Source organism: Actinomadura montaniterrae (assembly GCF_008923365.1).
GTDB lineage: Bacteria > Actinomycetota > Actinomycetes > Streptosporangiales > Streptosporangiaceae > Spirillospora > Spirillospora montaniterrae.
Genome location: NZ_WBMR01000052.1, coordinates 1 through 20848 on the forward strand (window position 1 = coordinate 1; position 20848 = coordinate 20848).

16 protein-coding genes are annotated in these 20848 nt (G+C 73.7%); 12 read left to right on the top strand and 4 right to left on the bottom strand.

Annotated features, from left to right (window positions below; all coding sequences use genetic code 11):
- Positions 1-114: 114 nt before the first annotated feature.
- Complete coding sequence (locus F9B16_RS19395) at positions 115-810, top strand: hypothetical protein (protein ID WP_151541506.1); 696 nt, start codon at positions 115-117, stop codon at positions 808-810.
- A 12-nt stretch (positions 811-822) separates the two neighbouring features.
- On the opposite strand, the gene F9B16_RS19400 is transcribed toward F9B16_RS19395, so the two are convergent.
- Entirely contained in the window at positions 823-2727 is a 1905-nt protein-coding gene (locus F9B16_RS19400; RefSeq protein ID WP_225991768.1) for a TNT domain-containing protein, read from the bottom strand.
- A gap of 153 nt (positions 2728-2880) precedes the next feature.
- Here F9B16_RS19400 and F9B16_RS19405 point away from each other — a divergent pair, with 153 nt between their 5' ends.
- Positions 2881-4059, top strand: coding sequence for an alpha/beta hydrolase family protein (locus tag F9B16_RS19405; RefSeq protein ID WP_151541507.1), 1179 nt, complete (start codon positions 2881-2883; stop codon positions 4057-4059).
- Here the strand turns inward: F9B16_RS19405 and F9B16_RS19410 are convergent.
- Positions 4046-4999, bottom strand: coding sequence for a zinc-binding dehydrogenase (locus F9B16_RS19410; RefSeq protein ID WP_151541508.1), 954 nt, complete (start codon positions 4997-4999; stop codon positions 4046-4048). The genes F9B16_RS19405 and F9B16_RS19410 overlap by 14 nt on opposite strands.
- A 454-nt stretch (positions 5000-5453) precedes the next feature.
- Here F9B16_RS19410 and F9B16_RS19415 point away from each other — a divergent pair, with 454 nt between their 5' ends.
- The 5 genes from F9B16_RS19415 to F9B16_RS19435 all read left to right on the top strand — a co-directional run bounded on the left by F9B16_RS19415 (position 5454) and on the right by F9B16_RS19435 (position 11837).
- Positions 5454-5744, top strand: a complete 291-nt coding sequence (locus F9B16_RS19415) for a hypothetical protein (RefSeq protein ID WP_151541509.1) — start codon at positions 5454-5456, stop codon at positions 5742-5744.
- Between the two features lie 23 nt (positions 5745-5767).
- Positions 5768-6535 carry a hypothetical protein gene (locus F9B16_RS19420; RefSeq protein WP_151541510.1) on the top strand — a complete coding sequence of 256 codons (768 nt, stop codon included), beginning with the start codon at positions 5768-5770 and terminating at the stop codon, positions 6533-6535.
- Positions 6532-8301 carry a serine/threonine-protein kinase gene (locus tag F9B16_RS52750; RefSeq protein ID WP_225991769.1) on the top strand — a complete coding sequence of 590 codons (1770 nt, stop codon included), beginning with the start codon at positions 6532-6534 and terminating at the stop codon, positions 8299-8301. Before F9B16_RS19420 ends, F9B16_RS52750 begins: the two co-directional genes overlap by 4 nt.
- A gap of 163 nt (positions 8302-8464) precedes the next feature.
- Entirely contained in the window at positions 8465-9892 is a 1428-nt protein-coding gene (locus F9B16_RS53635; protein WP_151541511.1) for a hypothetical protein, read from the top strand.
- 85 nt (positions 9893-9977) lie between these two features.
- Complete coding sequence (locus tag F9B16_RS19435; RefSeq protein WP_151541512.1) at positions 9978-11837, top strand: endonuclease/exonuclease/phosphatase family protein; 1860 nt, start codon at positions 9978-9980, stop codon at positions 11835-11837.
- A 14-nt stretch (positions 11838-11851) separates the two neighbouring features.
- Here the strand turns inward: F9B16_RS19435 and F9B16_RS19440 are convergent, their stop codons facing one another.
- Positions 11852-12397, bottom strand: a complete 546-nt coding sequence (locus F9B16_RS19440) for a PadR family transcriptional regulator (protein WP_192808870.1) — start codon at positions 12395-12397, stop codon at positions 11852-11854.
- 85 nt (positions 12398-12482) lie between these two features.
- On the opposite strand from F9B16_RS19440, the gene F9B16_RS19445 reads away from it, so the two are divergent.
- On the top strand, positions 12483-13442 hold the full coding sequence (locus tag F9B16_RS19445) for an alpha/beta hydrolase (protein ID WP_151541514.1): 960 nt from the start codon (positions 12483-12485) through the stop codon (positions 13440-13442).
- On the opposite strand, the gene F9B16_RS19450 is transcribed toward F9B16_RS19445, so the two are convergent.
- Positions 13437-13778, bottom strand: a complete 342-nt coding sequence (locus F9B16_RS19450) for an MmcQ/YjbR family DNA-binding protein (RefSeq protein ID WP_151541515.1) — start codon at positions 13776-13778, stop codon at positions 13437-13439. The genes F9B16_RS19445 and F9B16_RS19450 overlap by 6 nt on opposite strands.
- Positions 13779-13891: 113 nt before the next feature.
- Here F9B16_RS19450 and F9B16_RS19455 point away from each other — a divergent pair, with 113 nt between their 5' ends.
- From F9B16_RS19455 to F9B16_RS19470, 4 genes are read left to right on the top strand one after another with little or no spacing between them, the layout of a single operon-like run.
- Positions 13892-14227 (top strand): CU044_2847 family protein, encoded by a 336-nt coding sequence (locus F9B16_RS19455; protein WP_225991770.1) that lies wholly within the window; start codon positions 13892-13894, stop codon positions 14225-14227.
- The gene (locus F9B16_RS19460) at positions 14228-15922 is read left to right on the top strand and encodes a VMAP-C domain-containing protein (protein ID WP_151541516.1); all 1695 of its coding nucleotides are present in this window, start codon (positions 14228-14230) and stop codon (positions 15920-15922) included.
- Positions 15922-16899 (top strand): AAA family ATPase, encoded by a 978-nt coding sequence (locus F9B16_RS19465; protein ID WP_151541517.1) that lies wholly within the window; start codon positions 15922-15924, stop codon positions 16897-16899. The genes F9B16_RS19460 and F9B16_RS19465 overlap by 1 nt, the downstream gene beginning before the upstream one ends.
- The gene (locus F9B16_RS19470; RefSeq protein WP_151541518.1) at positions 16892-20818 is read left to right on the top strand and encodes an SAV_2336 N-terminal domain-related protein; all 3927 of its coding nucleotides are present in this window, start codon (positions 16892-16894) and stop codon (positions 20816-20818) included. Before F9B16_RS19465 ends, F9B16_RS19470 begins: the two co-directional genes overlap by 8 nt.
- Positions 20819-20848: the final 30 nt, after the last annotated feature.

A 20848-nucleotide genomic window follows, 5' to 3' on the forward strand; every position in this document is an offset into this window, starting at 1 on the left:
CGGGCCCCGCACCCGCTCAGGCGGGGGCGCCCGACGGGTCGGTCCGCTGACGCGACGCGGCCGAGCGGGGGCCGGAAGGCGGGCGGTTCGCGCGGGTTGCTTAGGGTTGGGGGCATGCGGCTCTACGACCATCGCACCGGGCAGGCCGAAGAGGTCCCGCCGGGGCGGGTCCTGCGCGTCCAGGTCCTCGAGGGGGCCGGGCACCGCGCGCTCGTGGTCGCCGACCTGCTGCGGCGGGTCGGCGAGCGCGCCGGGCGCGAGGTCCCGGTGGCCTGCTCGCCGGACCTGTCGGTCCACGACCGCGACTGGACGGACTACAACATCGCGCCGTTCGAGCTCCTCGACTGGGACGCGCCGCCGCCGGACGCCGACCTCTACATCGCCTCGTCGACGAACGTCGACGCCGACGCGCCCTGGATGCTCGTCCCGCACGAGAGCGGCGACTGGTACTCCGTCATGGCGAACGCGAGCATGGACGCGCTCGCGGCGCGGCTGGCGATGCTGGAGGTGCCGTACCGGGACCCGCTCGAGCTGACGGCGTCCCGGTTCATGACCGCCGCCGCGCGGCTGGAGGCGTGGCGGAGCCTGGTCGCCGGATGGGCCCGCAGCCCGGGCCGTCCGATGGACCGCGACTACGCCCGCAAGGCGGAGGCGGCGCTCGGCGACGACCTGGACAGCCCGGCCGCGCTGGCCGTCCTGGACGAGATCGCCGCGGACCCGGACGTCCCGCCGGGCGCGAAGCTGGAGACGTTCATCCACCTCGACCTGACCCTGGCCCTGGGTCTCGTCGCCGCCATCGGCGCCGCCTAGATCCCTCTGAGGTCAGTCGTGGACCTCTAGGAGGGTGCCGTCGGCCAGGAGGTAGGCGATCGAGCGTTCGAACACGTACGCCGTGCCGCCGCCGGGCTGCTCGAACCACGGGACCGCGGTACCGGTAAGGGCCTGCAAGGGGCGCAGTAGCCGGTACACGTGGTATTCGCGTTCCTGCCAGTCGTCGGGCAGCGAACGTTGGGGGAACGGTGTGCGCGCGGCGTAGGCGGTGTTCCCGCCGTGTCCTCCGTAGCGGTCCACCTCGGTTCCTGCGGGAAGCTCGGTGATCTGACGGTCGCGCAGGAGAGAGAGCGGGGGCTCCCCCTTAAGCGGCTGGATCTTCGGTATCTCGACGGTCTGCTGCTGCGGCACCACCATGAGCAGGCTGCCGAGAAGGTACGCGGCGGCCTGTTCCCCGTCCTCGAAGGCGGCCTGCCGGGTCCGTTCACCGCCGTCGAGGTGGAAGACCGTCCAGCCCGCCTTCTCCTGAACGAGGCACCACGCCCCCTCCTCCTCGCCGCGAAGCCGGTAGCGGGCACGGTCGACCTGGAGGGCGTCCAGGTGGTTCTGCAGGAGCGCGAGCCACTGCTCCGGCTCCGGTTCCGTGCGGACGCCGCGCGGCGCGGTGCGTCCCATCGCGGCGGCGCTCGCGGCGTCCATCGCGTCATCGCCGACGGCCGGGACCGCGAACCGGTGCGCGCGGATGTGCGCGACGAGGTCGGGCTCCGGCGGGACGCCGTGCTCGCGCAGGTAGTAGCCGACCGCGCCCGACCACACCCACGCGCCGTCGGTGTGGAACGTCAGCGGGACGCGCTCGCCGCGCGACGGGTCGAGCAGGTCGGGGGCGCTGGAGCGGGCCGCCATGACGGCCGGCGCGTCCTCCAGATACCGGACGACCCGCTCGGTCTCGTCCGGCGGGACGGGCGGGCGCGACACCTCGGGCGGACCGCCGTCCGTCCCGGCCCGGTCGAACACGCGGGCCTTGCGGACAGGGCTCTCGAAGCGCGTCGGCGGGGGCGGCGCGACGGGCGCCGGGCCGAGGCGCCGCGCCATCCACTCCGGGACGTCGCGGCGCGGGAGCCGCTCCAGCTCGCGCCGGACGTCGTCCGCGGACGGCTCGGACTCCCAGGGAGGCTCCTCGTCATGGGTGAAGCTCGCGCGGCACCGGACGGCGCCGTCCCCGTACACGACCTCGACGTCGATCCGGGACCAGGTGGAGCCCTGGAACGCGTGCGTCCCGGCGCGCAGCCGGTCGAGCAGCCCGGCCGCGGCGGCGGGCGGCGTCCAGGACGCGGTGGACCCGTCCGCCTTCCGCAGCGTCATCGGCGGGAACTCCACATGCCCGCCGACCGCCTGGTAATGGCCGGTGATCCGCTCCCAGAACGGCGGCGCGTGGTCGGCGACCAGCACCGTGAACGGCCCGGTCAGCAGCTCCATCTGCTCGACCGGGTCCAGCGGGGACGGCACGGGCCGCTCCGCGGGTTCGGACGGCTCCCGGCCGTCCATCCGGTCGCGCAGCCAGCCCGGCACGTTCGCGCCGTCCCGCGGCATCACGATCTGGTCGCGGCGCCACGCCTCCACCGGCGCGGGCGGATCCCACTCCGGATCGAACTCGTCGTTGTACAGGAACAGCGCCGCGGCGGGCTCGACGATCGCCAGCATCGAGAACCAGGTCCCCTGCTCCGACAGGTAGTGCGCGCGCCGCAGCTCCATCAGCAGCGCGGACAGCTCGTCCGGGACGACCTCGGCGGGGACCACCGCGTTCTCGCCGGTCAGCATCGTCAGCGTCACGTCGCTCGCCACCACGGTCGCCGCGCACCGCAGGTCGATGCGGCGCCAGCGCGGCGGCGCGGTCTGCCGCGAAAACCGGACGATCCGCTCCTCGATCTCCGCGATCCGCTCGCTCTGCCCCGTCACCCGCGCGTCCCCTCATGTGATCCCGATGGAACCTGAGCGGCAGGTTAACCGCACGGATCGGTCCATTGCGGCGGGACCCGGCGTCACGGACGCTCGGGGGCATGGCCGTCGAGGCGCCCGGAGCCCACCCGGACGTGGGCTAACGTCCATGTCGTGTCCACCGATGCCCCCGAATCAGCGGTCCCCGCGCCGCCCGGCCGGCCGGCCGGCGCGCGGCGCCGCCGCCGTGCCCGCACCTTGATGGCGACGATCGCCGCGGTCGCCGTGCTGCTCTGCGCGGCGGTCGGAGGCATCGGCTGGTACTTCGCCGGCGTCGCCACCGAGGTCGACCACACCGCCGAGTACCCGTTCACCATCGAGGACGCGTCGGACGGCACCGTCACCCTCCCCCGCGAACCCGAGACGGAGCGCCCCGGCACCTGGGCACTGGTCTGGAAGCACGGCGGACGCGCCCTGCTCGGCCCCGTCGTCGGCGGCGGCGAGGACCACGTCGTCCGGAAGGTCGTGTCGGTCTCCCACGGGACGCTCGTCAAGGGCGCCGCGGCCGGCATCGACCACTGGGTGTACTCCGGCGACCCGCACTCGGCGCTCGGGCTCGACTTCAAGGACGTCACCTATCCGTCCAAGCTCGGCGCCATGCCCGCGTGGCTGCTGCCCGGCTCGTCGCCCAAGAACACCTGGGTCATCGCCGTGCACGGACGCAACGCCGACAAGGCCGAGACGTTCCGCGCCATGCGGACCGTCCACGGCCTCGGCCTGCCCATGCTGTCGATCGCGTACCGCAACGACGTCGGCGCGCCCAAGTCCCGCGACCACAAGAACCACCTCGGCGACACCGAATGGAACGACGTCGCGTCCGCCGTCTCGTACGCGCGCGCGAACGGCGCCACCGGCGTCGTCCTGTACGGATGGTCGATGGGCGGCGCGATGGTGATGACGACACTGCGGCACGACCCGTCGTTCGTCCGCGGCGTCGTCCTCGACTCCCCCGTCATGGACTGGAACGCCACCCTCGACAAGCAGGGCGACGCCCGCCACCTGCCGCCGTTCGTCACCAGCCTCGCCAAGACCGTCCTCGAACGGCGCATCGGCATCGACCTGAAGGACTACGACCAGCGCCGCTACGCCCCCAAGCTGCGGACCCCGACCCTGCTGTTCACCACCGCCGACGACGCCACCGTCGCCAACGGCCCCGCCTTCACCTTCGCCCGGACCGCCCCGCCCGGCATGGTCACCCACATCACCGCGCAGGGCGACCACACCGAGGCGTGGAACGTCGACCCGTCCGCCTACGAGACCGCCCTGCGCGCCTTCCTCGCTAAAGTCCGCTGACCTCCAGCAGCGTCTTCCCCGTCGTCGCCCGCGACTGGATCGCGGCATGCGCGTCCGCGGCGTTCCGCAACGGGAACCGCTGCCCGATCACCGGACGCAGCCGTCCGTCCGCCGCCTCCCGCAGCGCGCTCCGCGTCGCGTCCCGCATCTCCTCCTTGGACGGCTTCGGCCGGATCAACGCGACCCCGCGCGCCTCCGCCGCCTCCTCCGGCACGTCGGCCCACTCGCCGCTCGCCAGCCCGAAACTGACCATCCGGCCACCTGGCCTGAGCAGCGTGAACGCCTCCCGCGCCACGTCCCCGCCGACGCCGTCGAACACCACGTCCACCGGGCCGGTCCGCTCGCTCCACCCCGGCTCCCGGTAGTCGACCGCCTCGTCCGCGCCCAGCCGCAGCGCCGTCTCCGCCTTGTGCGGCCCGCCCGCCGCCGCGACCACCACCGCGCCCGCCGCCTTCGCGAGCTGGACGAGCAGCGTCCCGACCCCGCCCGCCGCCGCCTCCACCAGCACCCGCTCCCCCTTCACCGGACGCGCCGCCCGCACCATCAGCGTCGCCGTCCGCCCGTCGGCCAGCAGCGCGACCGCATCGTCCAACTTCAACCCGTCCGGCACCTCGAACAGGCCCCCCGCGTCCACCACCGCCAGCTCCGCGTACCCGCCGCTGCCGTTCATCGAGCTCACGACCCGGCGCCCGGCCAGCCCCGGATCGGCCCCCGGCCCCACCGCCGCCACCGTCCCGCCGACCCCGTTCCCCGGGATCATCGGAAGCCGCGGCGCGAACGGCTGCGGCCCGTTCCCGGCCCGCATCTGCGTCTCCACGAAGGTGACATTCGCGTACTCCACCGCGATCAGCACCTGCCCGTCCCCCGGCACCGGATCCGGCGCCTCCCCCGGAACCAGCACCTCCGGACCACCGAACTCCCTCAGCCACACCGCACGCACAGCACCCTCCGTTCACGGTTCGTCCCACCAGCCTGCAACCTCAACCAAGATCGAGGTCAACCGTCCGCAACGAATCCCTTTTCTCGTCACACCCATCTCTGTAAGCTTTCGCGCGTATTCCGCCCCGTTGTCGGCTGCCGCTCAGGGATGGCGATGCGCGCCCGGTTGGTTCGTTCCTCCCCGCCACGGCTCCGCCGCGCCGCGATCCCCCTCGCCGCCGTCCCCCTCGCCCTCCTCACGGGCTGCGGCTCGTCCCACCCGTCGTCCGGCGCCCTCAAACCCGAAGGCACCTTCGACACCACCGGCGCCGCCCCCGCCGCCACCGCGCCCGCCCCGTCCGCCGTGCCGACCGCGCAGCTCTACAAGACGGTCCTCGACCGCTACCGCGCCTACCAGGCCGCCTACAAACAGGCCTACGCCACCAACGACCCCACCCCCCCTCCCCGCCGTCGCGATGGACCCCCTCCTCGCCCAACTGACCAAGGACATCGAGTCCACCAAGGCCAAAGGCGAGATCTGGCGGTTCACGAACACCCTCAACCCGCGTGTCTACGCCCAGTCGAAAGACGGCACCAAGGTCTACGTCATCGACTGCGTGAACACCCTCGCCGGCTACCGCTACTCGGCCAAGACGGGCAAACGGACGGGCGGAGGGCCAGGCGGCGCCTACATCTACCGGACGACCGTCCAGTACGACTCGGGTACCTGGAAGGTCGCCGCCACCACCCGGGACCGCACATGCTGACCTCCCGCAGCAAAGGACACACGATGTCCGTCCAGAAACCCGCCGGACGCAAAGTCGCCTCTGGCGCCATCGTCGCGATGTCACTGCTGGCACCGCTCCTCACCGCCGTTCCAGCTGATGCCGCCCCTTGCGGAGGGAAACCGGGTTCTTTCGGCTGCAATCCGAAGAACGTCAAGACCATTCCGTCCGACGGCGGAGGTGGAAGCGGCGGCGGATCGGGCGGAGGCTCGGGCCCGGTGGCACCACCACCGCCGGACGGACTGAACCCCAACCAGGGTGTGGGGGTAGCGCCGGTTCCCGGCGGCAACGCCCCGCTCGCGCCGGCGCCCGCCAACACGCTGCAACTCGTGGAAGAGGCTCTGACCACGAGGCTGCTTCCGGTACCGACCGCCCACACCGCCCCCAAGGGAACGACGTACGTGCGAGTGAAAACGGCACTGTGGGTGGACGGCTTCCATGTCGTGAAGACGGATCCCGTCAAGGCGGGAGATCAGATCGTCCAGGCGACGGCGACTCCCGTCGCAGTGCTGTGGAATCTCGGCGAGGCCACGAAAACCTGCAACAACGCCGGAAGCGAGGACGGCAAGGCCTGCAATTACACCTATCAGCGGTCCTCGGCGCGAGAAACCGGCGGCGCCTACCAGATCACAGCGACCATCAAGTGGGACATCACGTGGACCTGTGAAGGCGGTGACTGCCAGGGCAACAACGGCACGTTGCCGCAGCAGCCCACGACGTCGCCGCTCACGCCCCTCACCGTCGGCGAGATCCAGACCACCACGAACCAGTGACGGACCGACCGCACGGCTGGGAGGTACCCGGCTACACCCGGGTCGAGGAGCTGGGTTCCGGGGCGCAGGGGGCGGTCGTCCTCGCCCGCCACCAGACGGGCGGCCCCGCGGTGGCGATCAAGTACCTGGCCCCGGACCTGCTCGGCAACACCGCCGCCCGGGACACGTTCCGCAGGGAGGCCGAACTTCTTCGACGGGTCACCGATCCGCATGTGGCACGGCTGTTCTACTACGTGGAGTCGCCGCAGGGAGCCGCGATCATCCTCGAAGCGGTTCCCGGACGGTCCCTGCGGCGCGTGCTGGACGACCATGGTGAGCCGCTCGCGCCGGAAGCCGCGCTGACGATGCTGAAGGGTTCGCTCCTGGGGCTGGCGGCGGCGCACGCGGTCGGCGTCGTCCATCGCGACTACAAACCGGCGAACGTGCTCGTCCAGGACGACGGGCAGAGCAAGCTGATCGACTTCGGCATCGCCGTCCTGACCGGGCAGGGAGGCCACGCCGGAACGCCCGCCTACATGGCGCCTGAGCAGTGGGAGGGGCGGCCCGCCACTCCGGCGACGGACCTCTACGCGGCGACCTGCGTGTTCGTAGAATGCGTCACCGGCGAGAAGCCCTTCCAGGGGACGACCATGGAAGCGCTCCGAGCGCAGCACACCACTGCGCCCGTGCCTCTGGACCAGGTACCTGAGGCGTTGCGCCCGCTCGTCGAGCACGGTCTGGCGAAGAGTCCCGCAGAGCGCGCTTGGAACGCGCATGAGTTCGTCAGCGAACTCGAGGCGCTCGCCGTCCGCGAATACGGGCCCGACTGGGAGCGGCGAGGGATCATCGCGCTCGGCGCGGTGGCAGCGGCGGTGGGGGCCGCCGTCCCGCTCGCCGTGCTCGGCAGCGCACTCTTCGCCCACGGCGCTTCGTCCGCGGGCGTGGGCACGGCGGCCTCGGGGGCGGTCGGACACGCCGCTGCAGGCTATGTACAAGGCGCCGCATCGGCGGACATCGCCACGAAGGCCGGCGCCTCGACGTCCAAGGGCGTGCTCACCAAGGTCGGCGGCACGAAGGGCGCCGCGGGCATCGCCGCCGTCGGAGCCGGCGCCGTGGCGGCCGCCTGGTACTTCTGGCCTGGACCCGGCGTCGGCGGAGAGAGCCACGGCGCCGTCCACGCCGCCTTCACCCGGCCCGGCGTCCTCCTCGGGGTGGAGAACATGCCCGCCGCCGACACGCCCTACATCGACCTGAAGATCTCCGTCCGGCCCGCGAAGGCCAAGCCGGGAACCAAAATTCACGTTCACGTCAGTTTCCAGGGTCGCACGGTAGGAGCCGTTTCCTACCCTCCGGGGCGGCCGAGGCAGTGCTCCGGACCCGAAGGAGAACTGCCCAAGAACCATGCCTACAACTTCGCCATAGGCGAGGACACCGACCAACTCGGGGTCAAGGCTCGTTACTACATCGGCTTCTACCAGATGCCTCCCACAAAGCGAAAAGAGCTTCCCCAGCGAGCGAACGGCATCTTCTTGGACGCCGATCTCAAGAAGACCGGAGAGGCCCAGCCGTTCGTCCAGTCGGAATGCGCCTACATGAGCCGGTGGCAGGAGGACCGAACGCTCGTCATCCCCGAGAGGAACATGCTGGAGCCCGGGAAGTACCTGGTGGCGCCGTACGCACCGGTGAAGCTCACCGACCTGAGTCAGGACGGGAAGCCGCTCTCTCCTGAGGAGACCGGGGCCTTCACCCAAGGGCGACTACCCATGATCGAGGTACTGGACGGCTGACCAGAGACCCAGGCGAGCTCTAACGAAGACGTCTGCGCTGGTCTGGGGGCGGTGGTGATCGTTGTGGGTGGGGGGTGGGGTAGGCGCTATCGTGGCGCCGTTGTCGACAGTTAGGGGCCCGGTGTTGCTCTCCGCTTTTTTCGGCCGCCTGAGGTTCGGGCCGGTGCGTGCCGCGGTGGCGGGCAACCGGCTGTTCTCGGCGCTGCTGGCGGCGGGGATCGCGCTGCGGGTCCTGGTGGTGCTGGGGTTTCCGCCGGCGCTGTACTTCAACGACAGCTTCGACTTTCTGCGGATCGCGGACGATCCGTTCCCGCACCCGCTGCGGCCGTCCGGTTACGGGCTGTTCCTTTGGGTGTTGAAACCGTTCCACAGCCTGGGGCTGGTGACGGCGATCCAGCATGCGGCGATCGTGGGGATCGCGGTCGTGGGGTACGTGGCGCTGGTCCGGAACTTCGGGGTGCGGCGGTGGGTGGCGGCGCTGGCCGTCGCGCCGCTGCTGCTGGACGCCTACCAGGCGGAGCTGGAGCATCTGGTCCTGTCGGACACGGTGTTCACGGTGCTGATCCTGGAGGCGTTGCTGCTGCTGGCGCGGCCGGGGGCGAGCGGGTGGCGGCGGGCCGGGCTGGTGGGGGCGCTGCTGGGCGTCGCGTCGGTCACCCGGACGGTGGGGGTGCCGCTGTTCGTGATCGCGCTGCTGTACCTGCTGCTGCGGCGGGCGCGGTGGACGTCGTTCGCGGCGCTGGCGGCGGCGTTCGTGCTGCCGCTGGGCGGGTACGCGGTGTGGTTCCACTCCGACTACGGACGGTTCGGGATGTCCGGGGTGGACGGGATCTTCCTGTGGGGGCGGACGTCGACGTTCGCGGACTGCGACAGGCACACGCCGCCGGCGGAGCTGGCGCATCTGTGCCCGTACGGGTCGCCGGACGGCCGTCCCGCGGCGTCGCACCAGATCTGGGTGGAGAACTCGCCGACGGGGTGGACGAACGGGAAGCCGTTCGACGAGAAGACCAACGAGCAGGCGCAGGAATTCGCGCTGTGGGCGATCCGGACGCAGCCGCTCGATTACGTGAGGACCGTTTCCTACGATTTCTTCGTCCGGACGTTCTCGTGGAAGCGGCACCGTTATCCGACCGTCGGGACGGAGGCGCGGTATCACTTCCCGACGCGGCCGTGGGCGCAGGGGGAGAAACCGCTTCCGCTGGTCGGGGGCGGGAACCGGGTCTCGGTGGTCCGGGATTACGAGCACGGGTCGGGGAGGACGCATATCGTCGATCCGTTCGCGGGCTGGCTGCGGGCGTATCAGAAGCACGTTTTCGTGCGGGGGACGATGCTCGCCGCGGTCCTGCTGGCGGGGCTCGCGGGATTGTTCCGGCGGCGCGGGCGCAAGGAGATCGCGCTGCTGTGGGCGGCGGCGGTGACGCTGCTGGCGGTGCCGCCGGTCACGGTGGACTTCGACTACCGGTACATGCTGCCCGCGGTGCCGTTCGCGTGCTTCGCGGCGGCGCTGGCCTGGGGGCGCGGAAGGATCGAAGAGGCGGAGGCGGCGCCCGCGGAGCCGGAGGACGCGGAGGTCCAGCCGGCCGGGGCGTGACCGGCCGGACGAAGATCGTCGCGGGTATTGCGCCCGGACCGGGCTATACGTGAGACTCCTTCACATTCTGGCTGAGGGAGGCCCCGTGCCGCGCATCCGGCTCGACGTGCTGTTCGGCGTCCTGGTCCTGACCGACGTGCTGCGCGTCTTCCTGCCGTCGCTGATCACGCTGGTCGGCAGCGCGGGCGAGACGCCGGCGGAGGTGATGGGCGCGTACGCGCTGTCGTGGTTCGTCGCCGCGTTCCTCACGGTGCCGCTGGCGCGGCTGGTCCCGGCGCGGCGGCTGGCGCTCGGCGGCGGCGCGGCGCTGATCGTCGCGCGGATCGTGCTGCAGGCCACCGACGGCGGCGACCCGCAGCTCTACACCGCGAGCGTCGGGCTGCTCGCCGGGCTGGTCTGGCTGGTCGCGACCGCGATGACCGCGCGGGACACGGCGCCCGCGATGACCGGTTTCGCGGCGGGGCTGGCCGTGGCGACGGCGTTGCAGGCGGCGGTCGAGGGCATCGACCTGGTGTGGCGGGCGGGCGTCGTGCCGTGGATCCCGCTGCTGGTCTATCTCGCGCTGTTCGCCGTCACGCTGGCGCGGCACAGGGACGCGGACGGGGAGCCGGCGGCGCCCCGGGCTTGGCTGGCTGCCGGGCTGTCGGTGCTGCTCTGGGGTGTCTACACCGGCAACCCCGGGCACGCGCAGGCGAGCGCGGGCTGGTCCGGCGGGGTCGCGGCGGCGCTGATCGCGGCGGTGGCGGTGCTGTCGGTGGCGGTGGCGGCGCGTCCCCGGTTCTGGACGCGGCATCCGCTGGTCCCGGCAGCCGGGCTCGTGCTGTCGGCGCTCGGGTTCGCGGCGGGACGCGCGACGGTCGACGGCGTGCACGGCGTCGCGCCGGGCTGGACGGTCGGCGCGCAGGTCCTCGGGCAGCTCGCGCTGGCGGGCTGCCTCGGCTGGGCGGCCCGCACCCCGGGGCCGGACCGTCCGGGCAGGCGCGGGACGGCGATGGCGGGCGGCTGGCTGCTGTTCGTCGTGCTGATGTTCGCCTACTACTCCGCCTATGACCTGGGCACGCCGAACCGCTGGGTCCCGGTCGTGACCGCGCTCGGCACGGCGGCGCTGGCCGTCCGGGCGGCGCGTACGGCGGAACCGCGCGGGGCCGGCGTGTGGGCGGCGGGCGCGGCGGTCGTCGCCGTCGTCGCAGTCGCGGTCGTGCCGCTGTGGCGGGACACCGGCCCGAAGTGGCGGCCGGTGGACGACGGCGGCCTGCGGCTCGCCGCGTACAACCTGCGGATGGGCTACGGCCTGGACGGGACGATGACCGTCACCGACCAGGCGGACGCGCTCCGGCGGCTGCGCCCGCACGTCGTGGTGCTCAGCGAGGTGGACCGGGGGTGGATGCTGAACGGCGGCCGCGACTCGCTGCGGCTGATCTCCGAGCGGCTCGGCCTGCGCGCGATCTGGGCGCCCGCCGGGGACGAGGTGTGGGGCGACGCGGTGCTCACCGACCTGCCGGTCACGTCCGTCCGGAGCACGCCGCTGGTGAAGGGCGGCCCGACCGGCGCGGAGGCGCTGCGGGTGGGGCTGCGGTGGAAGGGCCGCGACCTCACGGTGATCGCGACGCACACGCAGCCGCCGGACGGCTGGAAGGACCTCGGGCAGGCCGAGCAGCTCGCCCGGCTGGCCCGGGAGGCCGGGCGCGACGGCCGGCAGGTCGTGATGGCGGGCGACATGAACCTGGAACCGGGCAGCGCGCCGTGGAAGGTCCTGCTGGGCGCCGGGCTGACCGACGCGCTCGCCGCCGCGCGGCCCTTCGCGACGTTCCCCGCCGCGCCGCGTCCTGACCAGGAGATCGACCAGGTGCTCGTCACGCCGGGCCTGGCCGGGCGCGACCAGGAGAACGAGCCGGTGGCCTACTCCGACCACCGCCCGATCGCGGTCACCCTCGACGCGAGATGAGGCGCGGCGGCGCGCTAGAGGTCGAGGTCGTCGGGGTGCTCGGCGAGGTGCTCCCAGAACTCGGCGTACGCCTGCTCGTGCATGATGCCGAGCTTGAGGATGCGGGCCCGTGAGGTCAGCCTGACCTCGTCGGACGGGTCGAGGGCGGCGCGGCGCGCGCGGTAGTCCGCGAGCCAGCGGCGGTGCAGCGCGGCCTGCTCGCGGGCGAGCGCGACGACGTCGCCGGGGTCGCCGAGGTCGGCGAAGAACAGCTTCAGCTGGGCGGGGTCGCGGGTCTCGATCTGAGGGCCGCCGGGGTCGGCGAGCCAGCGGCGCAGCGCGGCGCGGCCGGCGGCGGTGAGGTGGAAGACGCGGCGGCGGCGCCCGCCCTCCTCGGTCTCCTCGCGGAGCAGGCCGTCCTCGGCGAGGCGGGCGGGGATCCGGTAGAGCTGCGCGTGCGGGATCGGCCAGAACGGCTCGACGCTCTCCTCCACGCGGGCCTTCAGCTCGTACGGCGTCATCGGCCCGTGCCGGGCGATCAGCCCGAGCACCGCGCAGGCCTGCACGCCGGGTTCCTCCATGTGCCCTCCCCCGGGTCCGACGGCGGTTGACACCGTCTCACTGAGACCATATCGTTCATACCGTTGAGACGGTATCAATGAGACCATGGGAGCGCGCATGAACGTCCACCCCGAACTCGCCGGGATCCTCGCCGGGATGGCCCCGAGGCCGGACGACCCGCTCGCCGACATCGAGGCGACGCGCGCCGGATTCAGGGCGCTGATGGCGCCGCTGATGCGCGCCGACGACGGCACCGTCCTCATCGAGGAGACGACCGTCCCCGGCCCGGACGGCAACGACGTGCCCGTGCAGATCCTGCGCCCCGCGGGCGCGGCGCCCGGCCCGCTGCCCGCCGTCCTCTACATCCACGGCGGCGGGTTCAGCTACGGCGAGCTGGACGGTCCCAGCCCGATGGCCCGCAGCGTCTGCACCGAGACGGGGGCGCTCGTCGTGAACGTCCACTACCGGCTCGTGCCGGAGCACCCGTTCCCCGCCGGCTTCGAGGACTGCTACGCCGTGCTGTGCTGGCTCGCCGCGAACGCCGCCGCCCTCGGCGCCGACCCTGCGCGGATCGCGGTGGCGGGAGCGTCGGCGGGCGGCTGCCTGTCCGCCGCGCTGTGCCTCGCCGCGCGCGACCGGGGCGGCCCGGCCCTCGCGTTCCAGACGCTGCTGATCCCGTGCCTGGACGACCGGCTCGACACCCCGTCCTCGCACCGCGTCACCGACCCGCGCCTCACCAACCGCGCCAAGATGCGCGCCATGTGGGACGGCTACCTCCCGCGCGGCGGCGACGTCTCCCCCTACGCGGCCCCGGCACGGGCGGACGACCTGTCCGGCCTGCCGCCCGCCTACGTCCTGACCTGCGGGCTCGACCCGCTGCGCGACGAGGGCCTGGACTACGCGCGGCGGCTGATGGAGGCCGGCGTCCCGGTGGAGGTGAAGGACGTGCCGGGCGCGTGGCACCTGTTCGAGGCGTCCGCGCCCGGCACCGAGCTGGCCCGGCGGACGACGCGGCACTGGCTCGCCGCGCTCCGCACCGCGCTCAGCCCGGCGCCCACCTCATGAGCCGAGGCGGGCGGCGGCGACCTTCTTCGGGACGACCATCCGCCACGCGTCCATGACCAGCTCGCGCATCTCGGGCTCGTCGAGCGCCGCCGTCCACGCCTCGACCCAGTTGAACCGCAGGTCCGACTCCCCCGGCAGCCGGAACCTGCCCGGCTCCGACGCGACCAGCGCCGCCCGCTCCTCCTTCGGGAACGCGAACCCCATCACCGTCTCGTCCCGCGAGAACGCCACGTAGACGATCGAGCCGACGCGGAACTTCACGCGGTCCCTGATGAGGTGCTCCGACGTGCGGGGCAGCGTCAGCGCCAGCGCCCGCACCTGATCGACCGTGATCACGTTGTCCTCCCGTGGCCATCGCCGGGAAAGTATCACCGTCGCCCGGCCCGCGCTTGATGATCTTGTTACATTGGCGGGGCGGCGCGACGCCGGACGTCGAGGGGCGGGGACACGTGAACGAACTGGTGCGCTGGCAGACCGAGCACGGCAGCATCGTCGTCGAGACCGACGACGACGAGCCCGGCATGGCGGAGGTCTCCCGCGGCGGTGACCTGATCGGCAAGGCCGCCGCCAAGTTCGAGGACTCGTTCCAGCAGGTCCGGGACGCGGCGGAGGCGGCGCTCGCCGCGCTGCGCGGCGGCGACCTCAAGCCCGACGCGGTCGAGCTGGAGTTCGGGGTGAAGCTGAACGCCGCCGCCGGCGCCGTCATCGCGAGGACCGCCCTGGAGGGCCACCTGAAGGTCAAGATGACCTGGGGCGAGCCGAAGGCCGCCGCCCGGGAGGAGTAGGTGGGCGACTGGCAGTGGCGCGCCTGGGTCGGCACCCCCGCCGGCGGGAAGCTCGGCACGGCCGCCGGCGGTAAGCTCGGCGCCGCCTTCCTCGTCACCCCGACCCGGCTGCTGACCTGCGCGCACACCGTCGCCGGCCAGGACGATCCGCGCGTCGGCTTCCCCGGCCTCGCCGAGGACCTGCCCGCCCGGGTCGTCGCGTCCGGCGGCTGGCGCGGCGCGGGCGGCCTCGGCGACGTGGCGGTGCTGGAGCTCGCCGAACCCGTCCCCTACGAGCCGGCGGCCCTGGCCGACCCCGCCGACGTGGACGCGCTCGCCGCCGGCGGCCGGGAGTTCGGCGTGTACGGGTTCCCCTCCCGCAAGGACGGCAACGAGCGGCACGCCACCGTCACGACCGGCCCGCACCTGCTGACCCGCAACGAATGGTGGGAGATACGGACCGTCCAGGGCGTCCCGCTGGAGAAGGGGTTCAGCGGGTCGGCCGTGTACGACATCGCGACCGGCGGGGTCATCGGCATGGTGACCAACGCCGAGCTGCGCGACGGCCGGGCCGGCCTCGGCTGGATGCTCCCGCTGTCCCGGATCCGCGCCTACTGGGAGGACCTCGACGACGTCCTGCCGCTGCGCTGGCTGACCGCCGACGCCCGGCGCGAGCTGCGGCGGCTGCTCGACGGCGTCCCGTTCGGCGACCCGCTCGCCGCCGACCTCGAACGGGTCGTCGGCCGCCGGCCCCGCGAACGGTTCGGCTCCGCGTGGGCGTCCGTCCGCCACGTCGCCGAGGGCTTCCCGGAGGACCGGCTCGCCCGCTACCTCGGCGCGCTCGGCGGGCGCCTGCCCGAGCCGCGGCGGCAGGGCTTCGCCGCCTGGCTGCGGCGGCACCTCCCCGCCGCCGAGCCCGCGCCGGACGCGCCCGCGCCGGCGTCGGTCATCGTCCGGCTGGAGCACGCCACCTTCCCCAAGGAGTACGACCTCACCGTCCACACCTGGTTCAGCGAGACCGACCAGACGTCGCAGGCCACCGTCCGCGTCCCCGAGGGCAGGGTGCGCGGCGCCGTCCAGGACGCGGTGGCCCGCGCGAGCCGCGCCCTCGTCGGCGGCCGGTGGATGATCGAGTTCGCGGTGCCGGAGGGCTGGCTCGGCAAGCCGTTCGAGCGCTGGTACATCGACGTCGAGGACCGGACGCCGATGCGGCGGTACCCGCTGGTCGTGCGGGACGTGAAGCGGCTGCGGCCCGGCTCGATCCGGCGCGACCAGGCCCACCGGCGGTGGCGGCTGCTCGCGGAGCGCGGCCGCACCGACCCGCGGCTGATCGAGTGCGACGACGGCCGCACCGCCGCCGCCTTCCAGGACTGGCTGGAGGCCAACCCCGACCACTGCGCCCTCGTCTACAAGACCGCGCCGTCCAAGGCGCGGCTCGCCGCGGCGCTCGGCAACGGCGTCCCCGTGATGCTGTGGTCGCGGACCACCTGCAACGAACCCGCCCACGGCGACTGCCACGGGCACCGCCTCGGCGAGGCGCTGGCCGCCGCCGTCCGCGACGCCCGCCCCGAGGAGCTCCCGCACATCGCGCTCGGCCTGCGCCGGGACGCCCTGCTCGCCCCGAAGGACACCCCGCACTGCGGCCGCGACCTCACCCTGCTGTGGGACGACCCGTCCCGGCTGCCCGCCGACCCCCGGCTCGCCATGGAGGAATGATGCCCGACTGGCTGCTCTACACCGGTAGCCGAAGCCGGCACGACGGCATCGACCGGCTGCCGCCGCCCCCGCCGTGGCGCGCGTTCGACGGCGGGCCGGTGCTGCCGCCGCCGTCCGGCGGGTCCGGCAACGCGCACCAGGCCACCACGTACCGGCCGTCGGACGACGCCGTCCAGCAGGTCAACGCCGCCCTGTACCTGCGGCGGCCGCTGCTGGTGACCGGGCCGCCCGGCACCGGCAAGTCGACGCTCGCCTACGCGGTCGCGCACGAGCTCGGCCTCGGGCCCGTCCTGCACTGGCCCATCACCAGCCGCACCACGCTCCGCGACGGCCTGTACCAGTACGACCCGCTGACCCGCCTCTACGCGGCACGCGACGGCGGCGCGCCCGCGTCCGACGAGGACATCGGCCGCTACATCCGGCTCGGCCCGCTCGGCACCGCGCTGCTCCCCTACGCGCGGCCCCGCGTCCTGCTCGTCGACGAGATCGACAAGAGCGACATCGACCTGCCCAACGACCTGCTCACCATCTTCGAGAAGGGCGAGTACGAGATCCCGGAGCTGGCGCGGCGCGCCGACCCGGCCGCCGACGTCATGACCGCCGACGGCCCGGGCGGCGGCCGGGTGACCGTCACCGCCGGGACCGTCCGCTGCAACGCGTTCCCGCTCGTGGTGATGACCAGCAACGGCGAGCGCGAGTTCCCGCCCGCGTTCCTGCGCCGCTGCGTCACCGTCGAGCTCCGCCGGCCCGCCGACGAGGCCGAGCTGTCCGCGATCGTCCGCGAGCACCTCGGCGACCTCGCCGACCGGAGCGACGACCTCGTCCGCCGGTTCTTCGAGCGGTCCGCGTCCGGCACCCTCGCCACCGACCAGCTCCTCAACGCCGTCTACCTGTGCCGGCACGCCGGCGCCGAGGACCGCCACGCCCTCGCCGACCGCCTCATGAGGCGGCTCGCGGGCCCGATCGACGATGAGTGACGGGCGCCGGGATCCCGGCGCCGGCGGCCGGCGGCCCTCGGGCGAGCCGCCGCGGCGAGCGCGCGACATTCCCCGGAGGGCCGGGCAGGCGCCCCCTCGGCCGGGGCTCGACCGGCTGAGGGACGTTCTCGCCGCCGTCTCGCCGCACGACGCGCCGGACGCGCGCGAGCTGAGCGAGATGCTGTGGCTCGCCTGCCACATCACTCCGGCGCAGGACGAGCCGGCGACCGGTGTCCCGGCCCCGCCTCAGGCGGAGGAAGACGCCGCGCCCCAAGCCGAACCCGACGACGGCGAGAGCGCGCCGCCGCCGCCCGAGCCCGCGGCCCCGGAGCCCCGCTCAGCGCTGCACCCCCGTCCCGCCGCCGGCACCGCACCATCCGCCGGCGCGGCCTCGGAGGTCCTCGTCCCGACGGCGCCGATGCTGTCCGACCCGCTCGGCGTGCAGCGCGCGCTCCGGCCCGTCAAACGGCGCGTCCCGTCCCGGCACCGCCGCGAACTCGACGAGGCCGCCACCGCCGACCGCATCGCCGACACCCGCCTGTGGACGCCCGTCCTCGTCCCCGAGTCCGAACGCTGGCTGACGCTCACCCTCGTCGTCGACACCGGCCCCACCATGCGGCTGTGGCGCCCCCTCGCCCGCGAGCTGACCGAGGTGCTGCTGCGGCAGGGCGCATTCCAGAACGTCGGCGTCGCCTACCTCGACGCCACCGGCGGAATCTCACCCGCCCCCGGCGCACCCCCGCGCGCCCCCGGCACCATCCAGGACGCCTCCGGACGGCACGCCGTCCTCCTCCTCAGCGACTGCTCCGGACCGCACTGGTGGAACGGACGCGCCGCGCCCGCCGTCCGCCGCTGGGCCGAGACCGGCCCCACCGCGATCCTCCAGCCTCTCGCCGAGAACCTCTGGCGCCGCACCGCCGCCCCCACCACGCCCGGCCGCGCCGTCCTGCCCCGGCCGGGCGGCCCGAACACCGCCCTCCGCTTCACCCCGCTCGACGGTGCCGCGCCGCCCGGCGTCCCCGTCCCCGTCTTGGAGGTCGCGCCGCGCTGGTTCGGCGCCTGGGCGCGGCTCGTGTCCGGCGCGGGCCCGCAGCCCGCCGCGATCGCGTCGCTGCCGTCCGGCCCGTCCGCTCCGGCCCCCGCGCCCCGCGACGTCCCCGTCGCCGAACGCGTCCGCCGCTTCCTGCGCACCGCCTCGCCCGACGCCGCCGAACTCGCCGCCCACGTCGCCGTCTCCGTCCCGTCCCTGCCGGTGATGCGGCTCATCCAGCACGGCGTCCTCGGCGGCTCCGACCCGGGCCGGCTCGCCGAGGTCCTGCTCAGCGGCCTGCTGCGGCCGCTGGACGACGTCCGCTACGAGTTCGTCCCGGGCGCCCGCGAGGCCCTCCTCGACACCCTCCCGCGCCCGGAGGCGCTGCACACCCGCCGCGTCCTCGAAGCCGTCTCCGCCGAGATCGAGCGCCGCGCCGGCCGCACCGCCGAGACCTTCCGCGCCCTCCTCGCCGCCACGGACGGCCCCCTGACCCTGACCGCCGACACCGACCACTTCGCCCTCATCCCCCACGAGACCCGCACCAGCCTCGTCCCGTCGCCGCCGGACGTGCCGGGCTTCCCGGCGGCCCTGCGCGACGACTACGAACCGGTCCGCCTGCTGCTCGCCGGCTCGTGGGTGACCTCGTACCTCGTCCGGCCGCGCCGCCGGGACGTGGGCGCGGATTTCGCGGTCGTCAAGGTCCTCGAAGAACCCTGGAGCGACGAGGACAGGGCGATGCTGCGCTCCCTGGCCGGGCCCGCGCGGCAGCTCGCCCGGATCTACGAGCACGGCGACATCACCGTGGACGGCGCCACGGTCGGCTGGTACGCGCAGGAGTACTGCGCGCACGGCTCGCTGGACAAGCTGATCCACGAGGACTCGCCGCCGGCCGATGACCGGGAACGGCGCCGGATCATCGCCTCCCTGGCCGAGTGCCTGCACCACTGGCAGGACGCCCTCGGCCTCACCCACACCGACCTGCAGCCGGCGAGCGTCCTGATCCGCTCGCGCGACCCGTACGAGCTGGTGATCGGCGACGTGCGCGGCGCGGCCCCCATCGCGCGCGGGACGAGGGACGCGTCGCCGCTCACCGCGCGCTACGCGGCCCCCGAGCTGCTGAACGGCGAGCTGGGCGAGCCCGGGGCGTGGTGGGCGCTGGGGGTCATCGCCCACGAGCTGCTCCTGTGCCGGACGCCTTTCGACGACCTCACCACCCTGCGGCTGATGGAGAGCCTGGGTTCCGGCGGCCGGCCACCGCCGATCGACGACGTCAGCGACCCGGAATGGCGGCGCCTGATCGCGGGCCTGCTGACCCTCGATCCGGACGAACGCTGGGGCTACGACGAGGTCAAGAAGTGGGCCCGGGGCGCCGGTGCCCCTGCTCCGCCTCGCGCCGTCGCCGTGGACGACGTCCTGGAGCTGAACGGGGCCGGGCAGGGGGCCGCGTTCTCCAACGCATGGAGACTGCCGATCTCGACGCCCAGGACGCCGTGCATCGGGCATGGCCCCGACGGCGACGCCTTCACCGCGCCTTGCCTCGACCTCATGGCCGGCACCTCGGGTCTGGTCGTGGGCGACGCCGACGCCCGGCGGCACGTCCTGCAAGTGATGGCCCTCGCGCTCGCCGCCAAGTACTCGCCCTCCCACATGGTGCTCGCCTTCGTCGGCCTGGGAGAACATCCGCTGGGCGAGCAATACTCCGCCCTTCCGCATGTCGTCGGCTCCGACGAGGAACTGCTGGGCAGGCCGCGCGCGCTTCAAGATTTCCTCGACTTCCTCTCGGTCGCGTTGAACACGCGCAGGGACCACGCGTCGCCCGAGGACCTGCCGCACCTGGTCGTGATGGCGGACGTCTCGCTCACGTTCCCGTCCAGCAAGCGCGAGGTGGGCGAAACGCTCCTCCAGCTCGCACAGCGCGGCGCGGCGCTCGGCGTACACGTGATCCTCGCGTCGTCCACCGTCGAGAGCAGCACGATGTGGGACCGGTTCCTGCCGCTCCTCGACTGGCGGATCGTCGCGAACCGCCTGCCGCCCGCCGTGCTCCGGAGCGTCCTCGGCCGAGCGAGCCTTCCCTTCTCCGGCCCCGGCACGGCCTACCTCTCCACCGGACGCGGTGATCCCCGCCCGTTCACCCCAGCCCCTCTGCCGTCCGAGGCCGACCTGTCCCGTTTCATCAGCGACGCGCCGGACCGGCGGACGGACGACCGGCCCGACGCCGAGCCGCCGGGGAGCGGCGGGCTGCCGGAGCGCATCCGACGGGACGAGCTCGGGATGGCCTCAGGTGGGCACATCCCGATCGGGGTGCAGGGCGAAGCGCGGGAGACGGTCGCGCTGGACTTCGGGATCCGCCCGCACCTGGCCGTCTACGGGAACGCGGGCACCGGGAAGACGAACGTGCTGCGCCTCGTGGTCCAAGCGCTCCGCCGGGACGAGGACACGCCGCTCTACGTGATCGACCCGGGCGGCGGGCTGCGCGAGTCGGTGCTGTTCGGGCCCGGCGCGCAGCTGGCCTGGACGGAGACGTACGCGACCACGTCCGCGCAGGCCAGGGACCTGGTGTACGGGTTGGCGCGGCGGCTGGACGACGAGGAGCGGCAGCGGCGGGACGTGTTCCTGGTCGTCGACGACCAGGACATGCTGGACACGGAGACGTTCCTCCCGATCCACGAGCATCTCGGCCCGGCGGAGCCGCGGCTGCACCTCGTGATCGCCCGCACGGACGTGCGCGCCGGGGACGAGCCCGACCCGCTGCTCGTGCTCGGGCAGCCGGGCTTCGCGAACCTGCGCATGGGCGTGGCCGGCGCCGACGGGCGCGCGATCCCGGGGCGGGGCGCGCTCGGGCAGGGCGCCGACCACGTCATCGTCCAGGTCGCGGAGGCCCTCTGAGCAATATTGGATCGAGCTGTCCATAACGTG